General features: G+C 35.8%; 19 protein-coding genes and 3 tRNA genes. 14 read left to right on the top strand and 8 right to left on the bottom strand.

The features are described 5' to 3' along the window. Window positions 1–48: 48 nt before the first annotated feature. The 3 genes from QWY91_RS17780 to tgt all read right to left on the bottom strand — a co-directional run bounded on the left by QWY91_RS17780 (window position 49) and on the right by tgt (window position 3,307). Window positions 49–1,002, bottom strand: a complete 954-nt coding sequence (locus tag QWY91_RS17780) for an acetyl-CoA carboxylase carboxyltransferase subunit alpha (RefSeq protein WP_290236849.1) — start codon at window positions 1,000–1,002, stop codon at window positions 49–51. A gap of 85 nt (window positions 1,003–1,087) precedes the next feature. Continuing rightward, window positions 1,088–2,164, bottom strand: a complete 1,077-nt coding sequence (locus QWY91_RS17775) for an LptF/LptG family permease (RefSeq protein ID WP_290236848.1) — start codon at window positions 2,162–2,164, stop codon at window positions 1,088–1,090. A gap of 12 nt (window positions 2,165–2,176) precedes the next feature. Further along, window positions 2,177–3,307: a tRNA guanosine(34) transglycosylase Tgt gene (tgt, locus tag QWY91_RS17770; RefSeq protein ID WP_290236847.1), complete on the bottom strand. Its 1,131-nt coding sequence runs from the start codon at window positions 3,305–3,307 to the stop codon at window positions 2,177–2,179. A gap of 174 nt (window positions 3,308–3,481) precedes the next feature. Here tgt and QWY91_RS17765 point away from each other — a divergent pair, with 174 nt between their 5' ends. The 3 genes from QWY91_RS17765 to QWY91_RS17755 all read left to right on the top strand — a co-directional run bounded on the left by QWY91_RS17765 (window position 3,482) and on the right by QWY91_RS17755 (window position 6,120). Beyond that, complete coding sequence (locus QWY91_RS17765; RefSeq protein WP_290236846.1) at window positions 3,482–4,327, top strand: transketolase; 846 nt, start codon at window positions 3,482–3,484, stop codon at window positions 4,325–4,327. 25 nt (window positions 4,328–4,352) lie between these two features. After that, window positions 4,353–5,306, top strand: a complete 954-nt coding sequence (locus QWY91_RS17760) for a transketolase family protein (protein WP_290236845.1) — start codon at window positions 4,353–4,355, stop codon at window positions 5,304–5,306. Window positions 5,307–5,526: 220 nt separating this feature from the next. After that, window positions 5,527–6,120: an outer membrane beta-barrel protein gene (locus tag QWY91_RS17755; protein ID WP_290236844.1), complete on the top strand. Its 594-nt coding sequence runs from the start codon at window positions 5,527–5,529 to the stop codon at window positions 6,118–6,120. A 65-nt stretch (window positions 6,121–6,185) separates the two neighbouring features. On the opposite strand, the gene QWY91_RS17750 is transcribed toward QWY91_RS17755, so the two are convergent. Continuing rightward, window positions 6,186–7,190: an FKBP-type peptidyl-prolyl cis-trans isomerase gene (locus QWY91_RS17750; RefSeq protein ID WP_290236843.1), complete on the bottom strand. Its 1,005-nt coding sequence runs from the start codon at window positions 7,188–7,190 to the stop codon at window positions 6,186–6,188. 81 nt (window positions 7,191–7,271) lie between these two features. Here QWY91_RS17750 and QWY91_RS17745 point away from each other — a divergent pair, with 81 nt between their 5' ends. Beyond that, window positions 7,272–7,670 (top strand): RNA-binding S4 domain-containing protein, encoded by a 399-nt coding sequence (locus QWY91_RS17745; protein ID WP_290236842.1) that lies wholly within the window; start codon window positions 7,272–7,274, stop codon window positions 7,668–7,670. 11 nt (window positions 7,671–7,681) lie between these two features. After that, window positions 7,682–8,182: a phosphoribosyltransferase family protein gene (locus QWY91_RS17740; RefSeq protein WP_290236841.1), complete on the top strand. Its 501-nt coding sequence runs from the start codon at window positions 7,682–7,684 to the stop codon at window positions 8,180–8,182. Here the strand turns inward: QWY91_RS17740 and QWY91_RS17735 are convergent. Continuing rightward, window positions 8,179–8,700, bottom strand: coding sequence for a shikimate kinase (locus tag QWY91_RS17735; protein ID WP_290236840.1), 522 nt, complete (start codon window positions 8,698–8,700; stop codon window positions 8,179–8,181). The two genes, QWY91_RS17740 and QWY91_RS17735, sit on opposite strands and share 4 nt — an antisense overlap. A gap of 126 nt (window positions 8,701–8,826) precedes the next feature. Between QWY91_RS17735 and QWY91_RS17730 the strand changes: the two genes are divergently transcribed. From QWY91_RS17730 to QWY91_RS17690, 9 genes are all read left to right on the top strand, one after another. After that, window positions 8,827–8,899, top strand: a tRNA-Lys gene (locus tag QWY91_RS17730). Between the two features lie 33 nt (window positions 8,900–8,932). Further along, window positions 8,933–9,005: transfer RNA gene (locus QWY91_RS17725), tRNA-Lys, on the top strand. 65 nt (window positions 9,006–9,070) lie between these two features. Then, window positions 9,071–9,154: transfer RNA gene (locus QWY91_RS17720), tRNA-Leu, on the top strand. A gap of 256 nt (window positions 9,155–9,410) precedes the next feature. Then, complete coding sequence (locus QWY91_RS17715) at window positions 9,411–10,172, top strand: DUF481 domain-containing protein (RefSeq protein ID WP_290236839.1); 762 nt, start codon at window positions 9,411–9,413, stop codon at window positions 10,170–10,172. A gap of 140 nt (window positions 10,173–10,312) precedes the next feature. Further along, window positions 10,313–11,206, top strand: coding sequence for a MerR family transcriptional regulator (locus QWY91_RS17710; protein ID WP_290236838.1), 894 nt, complete (start codon window positions 10,313–10,315; stop codon window positions 11,204–11,206). A gap of 1 nt (window position 11,207) precedes the next feature. Continuing rightward, window positions 11,208–12,671: a bifunctional phytoene desaturase/3,4-desaturase gene (gene crtID, locus QWY91_RS17705; protein ID WP_290236837.1), complete on the top strand. Its 1,464-nt coding sequence runs from the start codon at window positions 11,208–11,210 to the stop codon at window positions 12,669–12,671. 4 nt (window positions 12,672–12,675) lie between these two features. Next, a complete protein-coding gene (locus QWY91_RS17700) occupies window positions 12,676–13,515 on the top strand; it encodes a phytoene/squalene synthase family protein (RefSeq protein ID WP_290236836.1) in 840 nt (279 codons plus the stop codon). Between the two features lie 16 nt (window positions 13,516–13,531). Then, a complete protein-coding gene (locus tag QWY91_RS17695) occupies window positions 13,532–13,987 on the top strand; it encodes a sterol desaturase family protein (RefSeq protein WP_290236835.1) in 456 nt (151 codons plus the stop codon). A 9-nt stretch (window positions 13,988–13,996) separates the two neighbouring features. Continuing rightward, window positions 13,997–15,139, top strand: coding sequence for a lycopene cyclase family protein (locus tag QWY91_RS17690; RefSeq protein ID WP_290236834.1), 1,143 nt, complete (start codon window positions 13,997–13,999; stop codon window positions 15,137–15,139). On the opposite strand, the gene QWY91_RS17685 is transcribed toward QWY91_RS17690, so the two are convergent. From QWY91_RS17685 to QWY91_RS17675, 3 genes are all read right to left on the bottom strand, one after another. Further along, on the bottom strand, window positions 15,136–15,699 hold the full coding sequence (locus tag QWY91_RS17685; RefSeq protein WP_290236833.1) for a TlpA family protein disulfide reductase: 564 nt from the start codon (window positions 15,697–15,699) through the stop codon (window positions 15,136–15,138). The two genes, QWY91_RS17690 and QWY91_RS17685, sit on opposite strands and share 4 nt — an antisense overlap. An 84-nt stretch (window positions 15,700–15,783) precedes the next feature. Further along, the gene (locus tag QWY91_RS17680; RefSeq protein WP_290236832.1) at window positions 15,784–18,051 is read right to left on the bottom strand and encodes an aconitate hydratase; all 2,268 of its coding nucleotides are present in this window, start codon (window positions 18,049–18,051) and stop codon (window positions 15,784–15,786) included. 388 nt (window positions 18,052–18,439) lie between these two features. Then, window positions 18,440–19,393, bottom strand: a complete 954-nt coding sequence (locus tag QWY91_RS17675; protein WP_290236831.1) for an AAA family ATPase — start codon at window positions 19,391–19,393, stop codon at window positions 18,440–18,442. Window positions 19,394–19,401 lie beyond the last annotated feature (8 nt).

The following is a 19,401-nucleotide window of genomic DNA, read 5'->3' as shown; positions in this document are numbered from 1 at the left end:
CGAAACAGATGTTTCGGATTCTTCTAGTATCCTATGATAATGAACCGGTTAGTCTTTGTAGACTCCCATGTCCAAATATTTATCCATTCTTGAGCTTATCAAATCTTCCTTTGATAAGTTTTTAAGTTCTTCAAAAGCACCTAAAATAGATTTTTCTACTTCTTTAAAAGCTCCCTCACGATCGCTATGTGCACCACCTAGTGGTTCCTTTACAATCTCGTCGATAAGCTTTTGCTTTTTCATGTCTTCAGCAGTAAGTTTTAAAGCTTCTGCAGCGGTTTCTTTATATTCCCAGCTTCTCCATAAAATCGAAGAACAAGACTCTGGAGAAATTACAGAGTACCAAGTGTTTTCTAACATTAAAACCTTGTTACCTACACCTATTCCTAAGGCTCCTCCACTGGCACCTTCACCAATAATCACTACGATAATTGGAACACTAAGGCGAGTCATTTCTAAAATATTACGAGCAATCGCTTCGCCCTGTCCTCTTTCTTCTGCCTCTAAACCAGGATAAGCTCCTGGAGTATCTACGAAGCAAACTACAGGTAGATTAAATTTTTCAGCAGATCTCATTAAACGTAAAGCCTTACGATAGCCTTCTGGATTTGCCATCCCGAAATTTCGATACTGGCGAGTTTTGGTATTGTATCCTTTTTGTTGACCAACAAACATAAAACTTTGATCGCCAATTTTACCAAGACCACCAATCATGGCTTTATCGTCTTTTACACTACGATCTCCATGCAGTTCTAAAAACGTATCTCCACAGATAGCATTTATATAATCCAGGGTGTAGGGACGATTAGGATGTCTTGACAATTGTACACGTTGCCAAGCCGTAAGATTTTTATAAATCTCTTTCTTCTTTTCCTTTAATTTTTTCTCGATTTGCTTGCAGGTAGCAGTCACATCAACTTCACTCTCTTCGCCAATATTACAGGCGCGATCGTACTGCTCTTCAAGTTCTTTAATCGGTAATTCAAAGTCTAAATATTCCATAAGTAGCTATGGTTGTTTTATTTTGAGCCTACAAATATAACAAACTTTAAATCGAAGAATTAAAGCCTTTGCTCAATTATTTTTATTAACGTTTCGCTTTTAACAAAAGAAAGACTGCTAATATCCCAAAAGAAATATTAGGAATCCATACTGCAAGTAATGGTGAAAATGTTGATTGCTCGGCAATTGTACCAAATATTTTATCAAAAAAGATAAAAAGGAAGGCTAGAGAAATTCCTACTGCAAGATTAATTCCCATTCCGCCGCGCCGCTTCATTGAAGAAACAGCCACGGCAATAATTGTAAGAATAAATGCTGAAACAGGAATACTTACTCGCTTGTAAGCAGCCACTAGATACATATTCATATTCCCCGATCCTCGCCTACTTTCTTTATCTATAAATTCTTTTAATTCTGAAAAGTTAAGCGTTTCTGCAATATAGGTTTCTGGTGTTAGCTCATCAAACTCGAATGGCAAAACAGTATCTAAGATGGTTTGCTTTGTAATTATATCTCCATTTTTACCTACTACTCTTTTATCGACATTGGATAAAGTATAGGTAGAATCTTCTGTATTAAATTTCAATCTGGAAGCACTAATTTTAAACTTCATCTCATTACCTTCAAAATGTTCTAAAGTAAAATTACTAGCTGTATGCGTTTTTGGTCTAAAATGGCTTGCGTAGATCACCTCATTATCATTAACCTGACGATAAACGTCTTTGGTTTCTTGGGTTTCATGCCCTCTTTTTAGATATTCATACTTAAATTCGTTAAATCCCTTACTTGCTTTAGGCGCAAGAAACATGCTTAATCCTAAAGCAGCGATACAAACAATTGTCGCACCTATTAGATAAGGTCTTAAAAATCGATAAAAAGAAACACCGCTACTTAAAAAAGCAATAACCTCTGTATTATTAGCCAATTTTGAGGTAAACCATATAATAGATAGGAATAAAAAAAGCGGAAATAAAAGATTTGCGAAATAGATCGTGAAATTCAGATAATATTCGGCTACTTCAACAAAAGGAACTTCATTATCAAGAATCTTATCTATTTTTTCAGCAAGATTTACAGTTATCCCGATGGGGATAAACAATAACAACATCATACTGAATGTTCCTAAATAGCGCTTTAAAATATACCAGTCTAAAATTTTCAAACTATGATCTTTTTATAATCTTTTATCCATCTGTTTTACCATCATATCTTTCCAGACTCTAAAATCTCCTGCTAAAATATGCTTTCTAGCCTCGCGTACCAACCAAAGATAAAAACCAAGGTTATGAATTGTTGCAATTTGCTTGCCAAGCATTTCATTAACGCTAAATAAGTGACGAACGTATGCTTTAGAATATTCCGTATCTACAAAGGTGATTCCCATCTCGTCGATTGGCGAAAAGTCGTCTACCCATTTTCTGTTTTTAATATTTATAGTACCATGTGCCGTAAACAACATTCCGTTTCTAGCATTCCTGGTTGGCATTACGCAATCAAACATATCTATACCTAACGCAATATTTTCTAAAATATTAATCGGCGTCCCCACTCCCATAAGATAGCGCGGTTTTTCTTCAGGAAGAATTTCAGTAACTACTTCAGTCATTGCGTACATTTCTTCCGCAGGCTCGCCTACCGATAATCCTCCAATCGCATTCCCTTCCGAATTTCTAGAAGCGATATATTCCGCAGATTGCTTTCTTAGATCTTTATAAGTACTTCCCTGTACAATTGGAAATAAGGTTTGGTTATATCCGTAAAGTGGTGGAGTATCGCCAAAATGCTTAATACAACGATCCAGCCAACGATGCGTCATATGCATAGATCGCTTAGCGTAATTGTAATCACAAGGATATGGTGTACACTCATCAAAAGCCATAATGATATCAGCACCAATTTCACGCTGAATCTCCATAACGTTCTCTGGCGTAAAAACATGATAAGACCCGTCGATATGAGATTTAAACTTTACGCCTTCTTCTTTTATTTTTCTTCTTTCTGAAAGGGAATATACCTGATAGCCACCACTATCGGTAAGAATATTGCGATCCCAGTTCATAAATTTATGAAGGCCGCCGGCTTTTTTTAGAATTTCGGTTTGTGGCCTCAAATAAAGATGATAGGTATTCCCTAATATAATATCAGGATTTATTTCCTGTTTTAATTCTGTTTGGTGCACTCCTTTTACCGATGCAACAGTACCCACAGGCATAAAAATAGGTGTTTCTATAACACCGTGATCTGTGGTGATTTTACCGGCCCGGGCTTTACTGGCGGGATCGGTCTTTAAAAGTTCAAATTCCATATAAAAATTTAATGGGTGCAAAGATACTTAACATTTCTGCAAATTAAAGGATTATGATATTTCAAAAATAAAGTGTAAATTTAACACTTATAATAATACTCATACGCTTTCGTTTTGAGAAAGCATATTATTGACTTATTTTAGCAATAAATATTCACAACAATAACTATATAAATGGCAAACATTGAAGAATTAAAAAGTTTTGCTACCCAGGTACGCAGGGATATTGTAAGACAAGTTCATAAAGTAAGCTCTGGCCACCCGGGAGGATCTCTTGGCTGTACAGAATTTTTTGTAGCGCTTTATCAAGAGATTTTAGAGCACGATCCTAGCTTTAATATGGACGGGGTTGGTGAGGACTTATTTTTCCTTTCCAATGGTCACATTTCCCCAGTTTTCTATAGCGTTCTAGCACGTAGCGGGTACTTTCCAGTAGAAGAGTTAAGCACGTTTAGAATGATCGATTCTCGCCTGCAAGGTCACCCAACTACTCACGAGGGGCTTCCAGGAATTAGAATTGCCTCTGGATCTTTAGGACAGGGAATGTCTATAGCTTTGGGTGCAGCACAAGCTAAAACATTGAATAAAGACAGTCATTTAGTTTTTTCTTTGCACGGTGATGGAGAATTACAGGAAGGACAAAACTGGGAAGCTATCATGTATGCCGGTGCAAATGGTGTGGATAACCTAATTTCTACAGTAGATGTAAACGGCCAACAAATTGATGGTAGTACAGATACTGTTCTTAACATGGGCGATCTTAGAGCTAAATTTGAAGCTTTTGGATGGGATGTTTTAGAAATTGCTGAAGGAAATGATATCGAAAAAGTAATCGAAGGACTTAACGAGGCTAAAGAACATACCGGTAAAGGAAAACCTGTTTGTGTGCTAATGACAACCGTAATGGGTAATGGTGTTGATTTTATGATGCATACGCACGAATGGCACGGTAAAGCTCCAAACGATGAACAATTAGAAAGTGCACTGGCACAAAACCCGGAAACTTTAGGCGATTACTAAACTCGTTTTCCCAAAAAAGAATACAATGAAAAAATATACATATACAGAAAAACAAGATACTAGAAGTGGTTTTGGTGCCGGGCTGGCAGAGCTTGGTAGAACCAATGAAAAGGTTGTTGCTCTTTGTGCCGACCTTACTCCTTCTTTAAAAATGGCTGATTTCATTGAAGCCAATCCAGATCGTTTTTTCCAAACAGGAATTGCAGAAGCGAACATGATGGGCATGGCTGCCGGATTTACTATTGGTGGATACATCCCATTTACTGGAACATTTGCAAACTTTTCTACAGGCCGTGTTTACGACCAAATTAGACAATCTATTGCATATTCTAATAAGAACGTAAAAATTTGTGCTTCTCACGCTGGTCTAACGCTTGGAGAAGATGGTGCTACCCACCAGATTCTTGAAGACATTGGTTTAATGAAAATGTTACCGGGAATGACAGTTATCAATCCGTGTGACTACAACCAAACCAAAGCAGCAACTATTGCTATTGCTGAACATGAAGGACCGGTATACTTACGTTTTGGACGTCCAAAAGTGCCAATATTCACTCCTGAGGATCAAAAATTCGAAATCGGGAAAGCGATTATGCTGAATGAAGGTACAGATGTTACCATTATTGCCACTGGTCACTTAGTATGGGAAGCTATACAAGCTGGTGAAGCTTTAGCTGAAAAAGGCATTAGTGCTGAAATTATTAATATACATACTATCAAACCTCTTGATGAAGAAGCGATCATTAAATCGGTTAAGAAAACAGGATGCGTAGTTTCTGCTGAAGAGCATAACTTCCTTGGTGGTTTAGGAGAAAGTGTTGCCAGAACTTTGGCAGAGCACCAACCAGCTCCACAAGAGTTTGTTGCAACTAAAGATACTTTCGGAGAAAGTGGTACTCCTGAGCAACTAATGGAGAAATACGGACTTAACGCTGACGCGATAATCGCAGCTTCAGAAAAAGTTATTAAACGTAAGTAAACTACCTCGGGGCGAGTTCACGAGATATTCGTTAGAAACAAATTTTCTGTTTCGAGGCAAAGCCATATGGATTAAACCTTTTGGCGGGCCAATAAAAGCTTAAAAAGCGTTAAACTTTTATAAAACAAAGCCTTTTAAATTCATTTTAAAGGGCTTTGTTATTTTCTGCCAAAATTTAAGGACTTATTTTGCGTTCGATATAGAAACTAAAACTATTATTATGAAGAAAATTTTAATCATTATGCTGTGTTTAGCATCAACCGGGGTATGGGCACAGTCGTCAGAGTTTGGAATAAAAGGTGGATTAAATTATGGATCTACGGGAGATATTAATGGATTTTCTGAAGCGAGAGAGGATTTCCCAGATTTGAAAGATGGTGAATCCAAAGCTGGATATCACTTTGGTGTGTTTGGAAAATTTGAAATTTCAGGAGTTTTTATTCAGCCAGAACTTGTTTACACTAAATTGACTACCGATTATGGAGCTTTCGACTATAATCTAGATAAAATTGATTTACCGGTATTATTAGGTGTCAATATTTTAGGTCCGCTAAATATTAAAGCAGGTCCATCATTCCAGTACATCACCAATAACGAAATAGAAGACGGAACATTCAAAATAGGGAATGTTGATAAAGATGTTACCGTGGGTTATCAATTAGGCGCAGGATTAAATCTTGGTAGTTTAGGTATTGATGTTCGCTATGAAGGTGCTTTTACGGATAACACTGCATTTAACGAAGCTGCAGACAATAATTTTTCTATAGACTCTAGACCTTCACAATGGATTTTGAGTTTATCTATAGCGCTCTAAATGTCATTTATATAATTATAAAAAGCTCCTAAAGAAGGAGCTTTTTTTATTTATCGGTTTAAGATCTAGTCTTCATCCTCACCTACAGGTTGAAAATAATCTGGATCCAAGTAATTCACAGTTCCGTTATTATTGGTGTCTGGTAAAGTAATAGTACCGTCAGTATTAATAATAATTTCTCTCCTGGTTAATAAACCATCACCGTCATCATCACTATCAGAGAAGTTTGGCAAACCATCACCATCGGTATCATCATCATATAAATTTCGATTACCATTTATATCTTCCATCCAGCTAGGTACGCCATCACCATCATGATCGGCTTCATTAACGTTCAGGAGATGAAAGGTAAAAACAAGCGGGCTATAAGAAGGTCCAGCCGTTGTACTATTAAAATATCCCAAACCAGATGGAGCAAATAAAGCTCCTACTCCGTAATCCTGCGACCAATTAATGGTATTATCTGCATTCACAGTATAGTTAGACGCTGATTTAAATTCCGTTAAAGCTTCTCGAAATGCAGGTACTGTTCCTGGACTTTGCCTTAAAACCTGTTGCCCGTTGTTTCCGATATCTGTATAAATAAAGCCTACCAAATCAAACCACACCGGCGAGTTGATACTACTATCAAATACATCTGAAGAAAGAAGTTCGCCTTTGTAACGTACAAAAGTAGAATCTGAAAAATGAGGTTGCTCTCCTGCTCCTTCTCTTACTTTTAGAATGTAAAGATTATAATCCAGTTCAGTTTCATTTACCTGATACTTTACAACCTTTGTGGTCAAATTATCTGAACCCCAAATTGGTTCTTTATCACTATTATCACCAGCTATTGTATCAATATCTATCTGATAGTCGAAATCTTCACTTGGGCTATCAAATTCTTCGTAATTATAAAAATGCGTTTGTAGATATTCGATAATACTGTCATCTTCTTTTAAAGCTTGATCTGTCTCATCTCTAAGTTCCTCTTGAGGAATAGTTCTATTATTATCGTCGTCGTCATTACAGCTGGTAAAAGAAAGGCTAGCCACAGTAATTCCGGCTAAAAAGTATTTATTCAATCGCATTGTCTCGTTTTTAAGGGCGCAAGATACAATAATCTTGTATTTTTGTTTATGATAATAGAACAGTTTTAAGGACCATTTATTATGAGAGTTGATAAATTTTTATGGAGCGTGCGGTACTTTAAAACCCGAAGCATAGCAACAAATGCCTGCAAGCAGGGTAAGGTAAAAATGAATACCAGCAATGTTAAACCCTCTAAGGATATTTTCCCTGGCGATAGACTGGTTGTTAGGAAGAATCAAATAAACTACGAAATTGAAGTTTTAGACCTTCCAAAGAGCCGAGTTGGAGCCAAACTCGTGAATATTTACGTACAGGATCACACCCCAAAAGAAGCTTTTGAAAAACAGGATCTTCTAAAATATTCTAAAGATTATTACAGAAAAAAAGGCACAGGACGACCAACCAAAAAAGACCGAAGAGATATAGACGATTGGTTTGAAAATGCCGATGATAAAGAAAACAAAGACCAAACTACCTAAGACTTTTTAAAATGAAAGAAAGAGTTCAGATTTTAAACAATATTGAAATTGCCCAGAAAATCAAAAGAATAGCATTTCAGATTTACGAAAGTAATATCGACGAAGAAGAAATTGTACTAGCCGGTATCGCCCGAAAAGGATTTAAATTCGCTAAAAGAATTCAAGAAGAACTTGAAAAAATATCTCCTTTCAAAATTGTTCTGTGCGAAGTTCATGTCAACAAAAAAAGTCCTAGAAATAAAGTAACCACTTCTATTCTTTCTGAAGACTACAGCCATAAGTCCATAATCTTGATTGACGATGTATTAAACTCGGGCACCACTTTAATTTACGGTGTAAGGCATTTCTTAGACGTTCCACTGAAGCAATTTAAAACGGCAGTACTTGTAGACCGTAATCACAAAAAATACCCTGTAAAAGCCGATTTTAAAGGAATCTCACTTTCCACCTCCTTAAACGAAATGGTAAGAGTAACCTTCGAGAAAGGAGATGATAGAGCAGAGCTAATTTAGGTCAGTTTAGCATTCATTTTTTCAAGAATCTCTGTGGATGTAGCATGATCTACATCCACAATAATTTTAGATTGGTTGTAATAAAAAGCACGCTCGAACAAATGCTTCCTAATAAACTCTTCTAACTGCTCTTTAGTTTCCAAATGACTAATAACCGGTCGATGTACTTTCTCTAAAAACAAACGCTCGGTTAATACTTCTACGGAAGCTTTTAAGTAAACCGTTCGGCTTTCACTATCCTCTTTTATGAGATCAAAGTTATTTCCGTAGCATGGAGTTCCTCCTCCTAAAGAGATAACCATATCAGATTTCGAAGCCAAAATATCCTTTAATACTTCATTTTCGAGTTTTCTGAAATATAATTCTCCTTTTTTTTGAAAAATTTCATGAATCGTCCTCCCCTCCATAATTTCTATCTGACTATCCATATCTACGAAAGGATAATCCATTGATTCAGAAAGTTTTTCACCTATATAAGACTTACCGCATCCCATGTAACCATTCAGGAAAATTTTCATGTTGTAGCTGTTTTTTTTAAGTTAATTTCTACGAAAAGCAAATTTATATTAAAATAAGCTTGAAAAATAAAAAATAGATTATATATTTGCACCCGCATTCGCAAAAAAGATGAGTGCTTATTTAATGATCTGGTAGCTCAGTTGGTAGAGCATCTCCCTTTTAAGGAGAGGGTCCTGGGTTCGAGCCCCAGCCAGATCACATAAATGTTCTTATTTTATAAAATTTAAATTTGATCTGGTAGCTCAGTTGGTAGAGCATCTCCCTTTTAAGGAGAGGGTCCTGGGTTCGAGCCCCAGCCAGATCACTTTTTATTTTATAGTTCTTACAATTTTTTGAACACAAAGGCCCGTTATTTTTAATGGCGCATTTGCCCAGGTGCTGGAATTGGTAGACAGGCATGGTTGAGGGCCATGTGTCCATTAGGGCGTATGGGTTCGACTCCCATCCTGGGCACATATTAACCTACATTCTCTTCATTTAAAGTTAATTACCGCAATTTTAGTCAATATTTAGTCAACGGTACGATTTAACTTTCAATATCTATAATCTTATTTAATTTCATATTCATAAAGCATAAGCTCTCAGTTATTGTGTTTTTCCGAATGCTTACCACCTTTCAAGTTTTCATCTGAATAATTAAAATTCTAATCTTATATTGTAGTTTCCAATTAAAGAAAGCTATTACATTTGCCTGATTTTAAATTATCTTATGTTTAAAAATTTATTTTTATTCTTCTTATTAGTTACTCCTTGTTTGTTAAGTGCACAACTGGTAAATATAGAAACCAAACGCATACAATCTGATTCTACCCGCTTTGTATTAAATGCCGATTTTGGTTTTGATCATTCTAACAACGACGGCGTGACGGTAAATCAGATTGAAGCTGCAGCCACCACTCAGCTACGCTCAAAAGATCTAAACAAAACCTATCTATTTGTAGGGAATTATAATTATATAGATTCTGACGATGGAAATTTACAAAACTCTTGGTTTTTACATGGTCGGTTTAATTATAGCCTAAGCAAACTCTTGAAATTGGAGGGTTTTATACAGGGCCAGTATAACGAATTACTGGTGGTACGTCAAAGAAATTTAATTGGTGCAGGATTAAGAATTAATTGGATTAATCGCGAGCATTTTACCGGGCATTTAGGGAATAGCTATATGTACGAAATGGAATACAGCGACAATACCGGCACTACAAGCTATAATCATAGAAACAGTACTTATTTCAGCCTTTCCTATACTTCCCAATCTAGAAATTTCACAATTACGAATACCTTTTACTACCAGCCTTTATATCAAGATCTGGATGACTATCGCATCCTGGAACAGTTTAGATTTGATTTTCCGCTAAGTCGCTGGTTTAGGATCTTTACTATTTACGATTATTATTTCGACAGTAAAACTCCTCTAAATACGCACGAATATACTTCAAAACTACAGATGGGATTTGGGATTAGTATTTAAAGATTACTTCTGTATTTCATAAATTCTCATGAAAAATTTGATTTTGTTTAATCAATTAACGCACCGGTTAAACATTTTAACTTTTCCCTGTATTTTCTACCGGGATGTTTTACTTAGATTTGTTTAGTATCATAGTGTATATGGAATTAATCAAACAAAGCTTTAGTATAAAAGATCTGGAAAACCTTAGTGGCATAAAGGCGCACACTATTAGAATGTGGGAAAAGCGCTATAATATTTTAAACCCTAAGCGTACAGAGACCAATATCAGGATGTATGACAGTTCTTGTCTACAAAAGATTCTAAATATCGCTTTTCTTAACGAAAATGGTTATAAAATTTCTCGAATTTCTAAACTTACAGAAGAAGAAATTTCAGGAATGGTGCATAGAATTACTTCAAGCATAAGCGAAGAAAATCGGGCTATCAATCAATTTAAGATGGCGATGATGAACTTTGACGAAAACCTTTTCAACCAAACATACGATGCATTACATAAGAAAAAGAGTTTTAGATCCATTTTTAGTGATATCTTTCTTCCTCTTCTCAACGAAGTAGGACTGTTATGGCAAACCGACACTATAAAGCCTATACACGAACATTATATTGTTGATTTAATTAAACAAAAATTATATCTAAATCTGGCCGATATAAAAGCTTCAAAAAATCCGACAAAAGAAGATCTTTTTATATTATTCCTTCCAGAGAACGAAATCCATGATTTAAGCATTCTGTATATTCAATATTTACTATTGCATGCTGGATACCAAACCATATTTCTTGGGCCAAGTTTGCCGCTTTCTAATATGAAATTTTTAATAGATCGCTATCCTAATGTAAAGTTCTTAAGTTATTGCACTATAGCTCCTTTAGATATAGAAGATTTTATCAAGGAGTTTCAGGAAATTATATGCGAAAATCGACAATATGAGCTTAATTTATTTGGACATAAAATAAACAACATTAAAGAAATGTCTTTACCCGAAAATGTAAAAATTTATAGAGAATTAAATAACTTCATTAAAACCCTATAACATGAAGCAAAAAATTGCCATAATAGGATCTGGATTTGCTTCTTTAGCAGCTTCATGTTACCTGGCAAAAGATGGTTACGATATTACCATTTATGAGAAAAATGCTGAAGTTGGCGGCCGAGCCAGACAATTGAAAAAAGATGGTTTCACATTCGATATTGGACCTACCTGGTATTGGATGCCAGATGTCTTTGAACGTTTTTTTGCTGATTTTGGTAAAAAACCTGAAGACTTTTATACGCTTATTAAGCTGAATCCTGCCTATCGTGTTTATTTTGAAAAAGGACATTATATAAGTATTGAAGATAGTCTTGAAAAAATATATGCCGCTTTTGAAAAGGAAGAAGCTGGAAGCTCTAAAGCCTTGAAAAAGTTTATCAAAGAAGCGCAGGAAAATTATGATATTGCCATAAAAGATGTAGTTTATCGACCTGGTGTTTCCCCATTAGAACTAGTTACTCCCGAGACTGCTACTAGAATTGGACAATTTTTCAGCACCATATCAAATAAGGTTCGTAAAGAGTTCAACAATCAAAACTTAATTAAGATTCTTGAATTTCCGGTGTTATTTTTAGGAGCAAAACCTACTGCCACTCCGTCTTTTTATAGTTTTATGAATTATGCTGATTTTGGTTTGGGAACATGGCATCCTAAAGGCGGAATGTATGAAGTTATAAAAGGTATCCAATCCCTTGCTGAAGAATTAGGCGTTAAAATTCAAACAAATGCCAATGTAACGCAAATTGCTGTCGAAGATAATACTGCAAATGGTCTTTATGTAAATGATGAATTTATAGCAAGCGATATCGTTCTAAGTGGTGCCGATTATCATCATAGCGAACAATTATTACCAAAATCGTCTAGACAGTATTCTGAAAAGTATTGGGAAAATCGAACTTTTGCACCTTCTGCCTTATTGTTTTACGTAGGCTTTGACAAAAGACTCGAAAATAGTGTACATCATAGTTTATTCTTTGATACCGATTTTGATGTACATGCTCAAAATATCTACGATAATCCTAAATGGCCAAAAGATCCATTGTTTTACGCAAGCTTTCCTTCAGTAACAGATAAAAATATTGCTCCCGAAGGAAATGAAGCCGGAATATTCTTAATACCGCTTGCGCCAGATATCGAAGATACACCAGAACTTAGGGAAAAGTATTTCAATAAAATTATAACGAGATTTGAAAGTCTAACAAATCAAAGTGTTAGAAATAATATTATATTTAAAGAGTCTTTTTGTGTAAATGATTTCAAAGAAGCTTATAACTCTTACAAGGGGAATGCATATGGGCTTGCCAACACTTTACTTCAAACCGCATTTCTAAGGCCAAAACTAAAAAGTAAGAAAGTAAAAAACCTATTTTTCGCAGGACAACTTACGGTACCCGGCCCTGGTGTCCCGCCATCATTGATCTCGGGAAAATTAACCGCAGGTCTAATTAAAAAGAATAAAATTTAATGCTATGAAATCTATTTTTGACGTTGTCTCGCGAACGTGCAGTAAAGAAGTTACCAATGCCTACAGTACTTCTTTTTCTTCTGCAACAAAAATGCTAGCACCTACTATACGACAAGATATTTACAACATTTACGGCTTTGTGAGATTTGCAGACGAAATTGTGGACAGCTTCCATGGATACGACAAAGAAGTACTTTTTAACGATTTTGAAGAAGATTTATATAAAGCTTTAAATCAAAAGATCAGTTTAAATCCTATTCTTAATGCTTTTCAGGAAACGGTGCATAAATATGATATCGACGAGAAATTGTATATCGCCTTTATGAAGAGTATGCGACTAGATCTTCACAAATCAGATTACTTAACGGTTAGCGAGTATAAAGAATACATTTATGGCAGTGCAGATGTAGTGGGTTTAATGTGTTTAAAAGTATTTGTAAAGGGAGACCAGAAAAAGTATGACGAGCTTAAAGAATCGGCGATGAGTTTGGGTTCTGCTTTTCAGAAAGTAAATTTCCTTAGAGATTTAAAAGCCGATTTTGAAGACTTAAACCGAAGTTATTTTCCAAATACTAATTTAGATGAATTAGATGAAGAAAGTAAAAAAAGGATTATTGATGAAATTGAAGAAGATTTCAGAAAAGGATTAAACGGAATTATTCACCTTCCGGTCGAAGCAAAATTCGGAGTATACACCGCCTACATTTATTATAAAAAACTACTTTACAAACTTAAGCAAACACCATCTTTAGAGATTAAGACAAAAAGAATTAGAGTATCAGATTACCAAAAAGCAGGCTTGCTGGCAAAATCTTATATTTCATGCCGCCTTAATCTTATATAATTTGTAAATTTAACCTATGACTACAATTTTTTGGATCGCAATATTTCTAGCCACATTTATAGGGATGGAAGGGATGGCCTGGTTCACTCATAAATATATTATGCACGGTTTTCTATGGAAACTGCATAAAGATCACCACCAAAAAGATCATAGCAGCTGGTGGGAGCGTAACGACTTATTTTTCGTTTTCTATGCCGCGGTGAGTATCGGTTGTTTCCTTTTATGGCGCTACGAAGATGTTTGGTACACCTTACCTATCGGCTTAGGAATTTTAGCCTATGGGATCGCTTATTTTAGCGTTCATGATATTTTTATTCATCAACGTTTCAAAATTTTTAGAAATGCGAATAGCACCTACGCTAAAGGAATAAGAAGAGCGCATAAAATGCACCATAAGCACATCGGTAAAGAACACGGCGAGAACTTTGGAATGTTATTCGTTCCTTTCAAATATTTCAAGAAATCCAGATAATTTTATTGTATGCTAGGCCCGGTATATTATTATGTAATCGTTGGCGGCGGGTTAGCGGGACTTCAATTAGCCTTACGCCTTAAAGACGACGTATTCTTTAAAGGAAAAAAGATCGCCATTGTAGATCCTTCCTTCGCGATTAATAAAGAGAAAACCTGGTGCTATTGGGAAAAAAACCGTGGTCGCTGGGATTTTTTAATTTCAGCAGAATGGTCTAAAGGAAAATTCATTTCAACTTTTACTGAAAAAGAGCTCGAACTAACTCCCTATTCCTATAAAATGTTGCCTTCGGAAGCGTTTTTTGAATACGCTCTAGATGAAATTCGAAAATCTGAAGATATTTCTTTAATTGAAGACGAGATTACTGAAATCGATACGGTTAAAATGAAGGCTGTAGGGAAGAGTAAATCTTACAACGCCACTCATTTTTTCGATAGCCGAGTATCCTCAGAATATCTAGAAACTGAAGATTACACCAAAATTTATCAGCATTTTAAAGGCTACCATATAAAAGCGAAGAAACCTGTTTTTAATCCAGATGAATTTACAATGATGGATTTTAGACTTACCTATAAAAATAGCACAAGCTTTACTTACATTTTACCATTTTCAGAAACCGAAGCTTTAGTTGAATACACTTTTTTTACGCCCTATATTACTGAAGAAGCTATCTATGATGAACAGCTAAAAAAATACATAAAAGATTACCTTAAACTAGATTCCTACGAGATTCTTAGGGAAGAACAGGGAATTATACCAATGACGGATTTTCCTTTCGATAAAGAAAATGCTGCTGAAATTACCAAGATCGGTACTGGCGGCGGTTGGGTAAAAGCTTCAACCGGTTATTCCTTTAAGCATACTGAAAAGAAGATTTCAAAGATTATCAAAAATATCAAATCCGGACATTTACCTTCAAAAGATCTCTTCAGAAAAAAGTTTAAGCAATATGATCGTATTTTTCTTGATGTTCTGGCCAGAAGAAATGAAAAAGGAGAACAGATATTCACCAATTTCTATGAAAAGAACTCAGTAGAAGAAATTTTTGCCTATTTAGATGAAGAAACTTCGAGAAAAACAGACTTAAAAATCATGTTTAGCCTTTTTGACCCTGAATTTATTACGTCATTTTTCAGAAAACTAAAGCCCTAATTTTTTAAAAGCTTGTCTAGTGTATTTCTGAAATTAGTGCTATTCCAGTCGGCAGCGCCTTCTTTCTTAATCACTATTGCGCCATTTTTATCGATTAGATAAGACGTAGGCAGTTTGTAACCCTCTAGAGGATCGGGATAATTCGTTTTCATTCGATAAACAGGTAAATTATAGCCTTTAGCATTCATAAATCCCTGACTTGTTTCTAGTTCTTCTCCGCTTATAAAAAGAAAAACCACCTCATCTTTATAATCTTGATAAACGTTCTGCAAACTCGGCATTTCCGCAATACAGGGCGGACACCAGGTCGCCCAATAATTAATTAAAATAACCTGATCTTGATATTGGCTAAAATTAACATCATTCCCAAAACGATCTTCCAAAGTCCAGTTATAAGATTCAATTTTTTGTCGGTCTTCTTCATCAGTCAATTTGGGACTGGAGGCAATAAGTTTATTAAAAACAATAGCAATAGGCTTTCGCGTTTGCGGTAAGACCATCGCTATTATAATAACAACTAGAATAATATTTACCCACTCGTTTTGAAAAAGCTTCTTCATTCTCTAAAATTTCAATGTAAAAATAGCTGAAAACAAAAAACTCCCGCAGTATGCGAGAGTTTTTTAAAAAATTCAATAACTTAATTAAGCAGCATTTTGCTTTTTGATTAAGTTTAAAGCAGAACCATGCTTATACCACTCAATTTGTGGTTGATTGTAAGTATGCTCTGTCTTAATTGTATCTTTAGATCCATCTGCATGAACGATCTCTACAGTAATGTCCTTGTCTGGAGCAAAATCCTCAAGATCTATAAAGTTGAATGTATCGTCTTCCTGAATTAGATCATAATCTTCTTCATTTTTGAAAGTAAGTCCTAACATCCCTTGTTTCTTAAGGTTTGTTTCGTGAATACGAGCGAAAGATTTTACAATTACCACTTTAACACCTAAGTGACGTGGCTCCATTGCAGCATGCTCACGAGAAGATCCTTCCCCGTAGTTATGATCTCCTACCACAACTGTTGGAATTCCTTCTTTTTTATATTCTCTCTGTACAGCCGGTACACCGTCGTATTCGCCGGTAATCTGACTTTTTACAAAGTTTGTTTTCTTATTGTAAGCGTTTATAGCTCCAATTAAACAGTTATTAGAGATATTGTCTAAGTGCCCACGGTAACGTAACCAAGGTCCAGCCATAGAAATATGGTCTGTAGTACATTTACCCCATGCTTTGATTAAAAGTTTAGCACCTGTTAGATTTTTACCATCCCAAGGCTCAAAAGGAGTAAGCAATTCTAATCGCTCACTATCTTCCGCTACTTTTACTTCTACGCTACTACCATCTTCTTTAGGAGCAACATAACCTGCATCTTCTACAGCAAAACCTTTTGTTGGAAGTTCTATCCCTTTAGGCTCGTCCAACATCACTTCTTCTCCATCTTCGTTAATCAACTTATCTCTAGTTGGATCAAAATCAAGACGACCTGAAATTGCAATTGCGGCAACCATTTCTGGAGAACCTACAAAAGCATGTGTGTTTGGATTACCATCGGCACGCTTAGAGAAGTTACGGTTAAAAGAATGTACAATAGTATTCTTTTCTTCACCTTTTCTATCGCTACGATCCCATTGTCCAATACATGGTCCACAAGCATTTGTAAATACAGTAGCATCTAAATCTTCAAAAATCTGAAGCAATCCGTCACGCTCTGCAGTAAATCTAATCTGCTCTGAACCTGGGTTGATACCAAAATCAGATTTTGCTTTTATCTTTTTATCTACCGCCTGTTGTGCAATAGATGCAGCACGAGTTAAATCTTCATAAGAAGAGTTAGTACAAGAACCAATTAGTCCCCAATCTACATTTATTGGCCAGTCGTTTTCTTTTGCTTTTACTCCCATTTCAGAAATTGGAGTCGCTAAATCTGGAGTAAAAGGTCCGTTTAAATGAGGCTTTAATTCTGAAAGATTAATTTCGATAACTTCATCAAAATATTGTTCAGGATTTGCATAAACCTCATCATCACCAGTTAAATGTTCTTTCACAGCATTTGCTGCGTCGGCCACATCTGCACGGTTTGTAGCTTTTAGGTAACGCTCCATAGACTCATCATAACCAAAAGTTGAAGTGGTTGCACCAACTTCAGCTCCCATGTTACAAATTGTACCTTTACCAGTACAAGACATAGAACGAGCTCCTTCACCAAAATATTCTATAATTGCTCCGGTACCACCTTTTACAGTTAAGATACCTGCAACTTTAAGAATTACATCTTTAGGTGCTGTCCATCCAGAAAGGCTACCGGTTAACTTAACACCGATAAGTTTAGGAAATTTAAGTTCCCAAGGCATACCTGCCATAACATCTACAGCATCAGCTCCACCAACACCAATAGCTACCATACCTAATCCACCTGCGTTTACAGTATGAGAATCGGTACCAATCATCATCCCACCTGGGAATGCATAATTTTCTAAAACTACCTGGTGAATAATCCCGGCTCCTGGTTTCCAAAAACCAATTCCGTATTTATTTGAAACAGACTCTAAAAAGTCGAAAACCTCACTACTTGATTTATTGGCACTTTGAAGATCGATTGCAGCTCCCATTTTTGCCTGGATAAGGTGGTCACAGTGCACTGTGGTAGGTACGGCAACTTTCTTTTTACCAGCCTGCATAAATTGCAATAAAGCCATTTGCGCAGTTGCATCCTGACATGCAATTCTATCTGGAGAGAATTCAACATAATCTTTCGCTCTCTCGTAAGCCGTAGTTGCTTCACCATCCCATAAATGAGAATAAAGAATTTTTTCTGCAAGTGTTAAAGGTTTACCCACAACATCACGTGCTTTAGTAACACGATCTGCCATATGGCCATAAACCTTCTTGATCATATCAATATCGTATGCCATTGTTTTTATAATTTTTTGTTCTAAAAAAGTCTAGCAAAAATAAGAAAAATAGCCGGATATCGAAAACGAAAACGGTTCCTAAAAGGTTTGAGTAAAAGGGCTGAAGGAAGAACCTGCAAATAAACGATCTTCAATTATAGCCAACAATAAACAGGATCAATAACTAACTTATTAAAAATAAAACACTATTAATACGAATTCAGCAAATTTAAAGCTGTTATATTACTAATCAGTTTTATTTATAGCCATTCTTAATTATCTATTTATAATTTTTTTAAGAATTCGGAATGAGCGAAAATGAATATGCCGTAGAACTAGTAAACACTTCAAATTATAATACTGGCTAATTTAAAATGAAGAGATTCTGAATAATAAGCCTTCGATATTTCTAGAATAGTTCTTTGATTAGGGCTTCTAAAGTAACTTCTTCGGCTTCTGCTTTGTAGTTTTTTATAATACGATGGCGTAGTATACCTATCGCTACAGCCTGAACATTCTCTTTATCAGGAGAAAACTTACCGTTGACTGCTGCGTGAGTTTTCGCCGCTAGAATAAGGTTTTGTGATGCTCTTGGTCCTGCACCCCAATCCAGGTAATTTTTCACGAGCTCTGGTGCCGCCGTTGTATTGGGGCGAGTTTTGCCAACCAGTTTTACAGCATACTCAATAACATTATCTGCAACAGGCATTTTTCTTATCACCTGCTGAATATCACTTATCTCATCCGCAGTAAATAAAGATTGAATATCATATTTTTTGTCTGTGGTTGTATTCTTAACCACATTTACTTCTTCTTCAAAACTTGGGTATTCTAAATTTATGGCGAACATAAATCGGTCTAATTGAGCCTCGGGTAAAGGATATGTTCCCTCCTGCTCTATGGGGTTTTGTGTTGCTAACACAAAATAGGGTGAAGAAAGATCGTACCGCGTTCCCGCTACTGTAACCGATTTTTCCTGCATAGCTTCCAACAATGCGGCCTGAGTTTTAGGCGGAGTTCTATTAATCTCATCTGCCAATAAAATATTGGTAAACACAGGCCCCTTTAAGAATTTAAACTCTCGCTTTTCATCCAGGATCTCTGATCCTAAGATGTCACTCGGCATTAGATCTGGAGTAAACTGAATGCGTTTAAAATCCAATCCTAGCGCCTTTGCAATGGTGTTTACCATAAGGGTTTTAGCCAATCCGGGCACACCTATTAACAAAGAATGCCCCCCGGAAAATACGGAGAGCAATATTTGATCTATAACTTTTTCTTGTCCAACAATTACTTTTGCTATTTCATCTTTTAAGCTTTGATGCTTTTTTACAAAATTTTCTAGTAAGCTAATGTCAGACATTCAGTAGT

Source organism: Zunongwangia endophytica, assembly GCF_030409505.1.
Classification (GTDB): domain Bacteria; phylum Bacteroidota; class Bacteroidia; order Flavobacteriales; family Flavobacteriaceae; genus Zunongwangia; species Zunongwangia endophytica.
Note: the sequence above shows the minus strand (reverse complement) of the source record. Positions and strands in the feature narration are given on the sequence as shown.